Consider the following 1,849-nt stretch of genomic DNA (forward strand, 5'->3'; position numbering starts at 1 on the left):
GGATGGGTAGGGGAGCGTCGTGTGCCGGGTGAAGCAGCCGCGGAAGCGAGTTGTGGACGGTTCACGAGTGAGAATGCAGGCATGAGTAGCGATACACACGTGAGAAACGTGTGCGCCGATTGACTAAGGGTTCCTGGGTCAAGCTGATCTGCCCAGGGTAAGTCGGGACCTAAGGCGAGGCCGACAGGCGTAGTCGATGGACAACCGGTTGATATTCCGGTACCCGCTTTGAAACGCCCAATACTGAATCAGGCGATGCTAAGTCCGTGAAGCCGGCCCGATCTCTTCGGAGTTGAGGGTAGTGGTGGAGCCGACGAACCAGACTTGTAGTAGGTAAGCGATGGGGTGACGCAGGAAGGTAGTCCAGCCCGGGCGGTGGTTGTCCCGGGGTAAGGGTGTAGGCCGTGTGGTAGGCAAATCCGTCACACGTTAAGGCTGAGACCTGATGCCGAGCCGATTGTGGTGAAGTGGATGATCCTATGCTGTCGAGAAAAGCCTCTAGCGAGTTTCATGGCGGCCCGTACCCTAAACCGACTCAGGTGGTCAGGTAGAGAATACCGAGGCGTTCGGGTGAACTATGGTTAAGGAACTCGGCAAAATGCCCCCGTAACTTCGGGAGAAGGGGGGCCATCACTGGTGAGGGAACTTGCTTCCTGAGCTGGGGGTGGCCGCAGAGACCAGCGAGAAGCGACTGTTTACTAAAAACACAGGTCCGTGCGAAGCCGTAAGGCGATGTATACGGACTGACGCCTGCCCGGTGCTGGAACGTTAAGGGGACCGGTTAGCTGCTCTTCGGGGTGGCGAAGCTGAGAACTTAAGCGCCAGTAAACGGCGGTGGTAACTATAACCATCCTAAGGTAGCGAAATTCCTTGTCGGGTAAGTTCCGACCTGCACGAATGGCGTAACGACTTCTCGACTGTCTCAACCATAGGCCCGGTGAAATTGCACTACGAGTAAAGATGCTCGTTTCGCGCAGCAGGACGGAAAGACCCCGGGACCTTTACTATAGTTTGATATTGGTGTTCGGTTCGGCTTGTGTAGGATAGGTGGGAGACTTTGAAGCGGCCACGCCAGTGGTTGTGGAGTCGTCGTTGAAATACCACTCTGGTCGTGCTGGATGTCTAACCTGGGTCCGTGATCCGGATCAGGGACAGTGTCTGATGGGTAGTTTAACTGGGGCGGTTGCCTCCTAAAGAGTAACGGAGGCGCCCAAAGGTTCCCTCAGCCTGGTTGGCAATCAGGTGTTGAGTGTAAGTGCACAAGGGAGCTTGACTGTGAGACCGACGGGTCGAGCAGGGACGAAAGTCGGGACTAGTGATCCGGCAGTGGCTTGTGGAAGCGCTGTCGCTCAACGGATAAAAGGTACCCCGGGGATAACAGGCTGATCTTCCCCAAGAGTCCATATCGACGGGATGGTTTGGCACCTCGATGTCGGCTCGTCGCATCCTGGGGCTGGAGTCGGTCCCAAGGGTTGGGCTGTTCGCCCATTAAAGCGGTACGCGAGCTGGGTTTAGAACGTCGTGAGACAGTTCGGTCCCTATCCGCTGTGCGCGTAGGAATATTGAGAAGGGCTGTCCCTAGTACGAGAGGACCGGGACGGACGAACCTCTGGTGTGCCAGTTGTTCTGCCAAGGGCATGGCTGGTTGGCTACGTTCGGAAAGGATAACCGCTGAAAGCATCTAAGCGGGAAGCCTGCTTCGAGATGAGTATTCCCACCCTCTTGAAGGGTTAAGGCTCCCAGTAGACGACTGGGTTGATAGGCCAGATGTGGAAGCCCGGTAACGGGTGGAGCTGACTGGTACTAATAGGCCGAGGGCTTGTCCTCAGTTGCTCGCGTCCACTGTGTT

At 56.4% G+C, this 1,849-nt stretch carries 1 rRNA gene; it reads left to right on the forward strand.

Annotated elements, in window-relative coordinates:
- Positions 1-1,827: ribosomal RNA gene (locus ACLQ2N_RS35875) — 23S ribosomal RNA — on the forward strand; the annotation flags it as partial.
- Positions 1,828-1,849: the final 22 nt, after the last annotated feature.

It is taken from the genome of Streptomyces sp. DT224 (assembly GCF_049844595.1).
Taxonomy (GTDB): domain Bacteria; phylum Actinomycetota; class Actinomycetes; order Streptomycetales; family Streptomycetaceae; genus Streptomyces.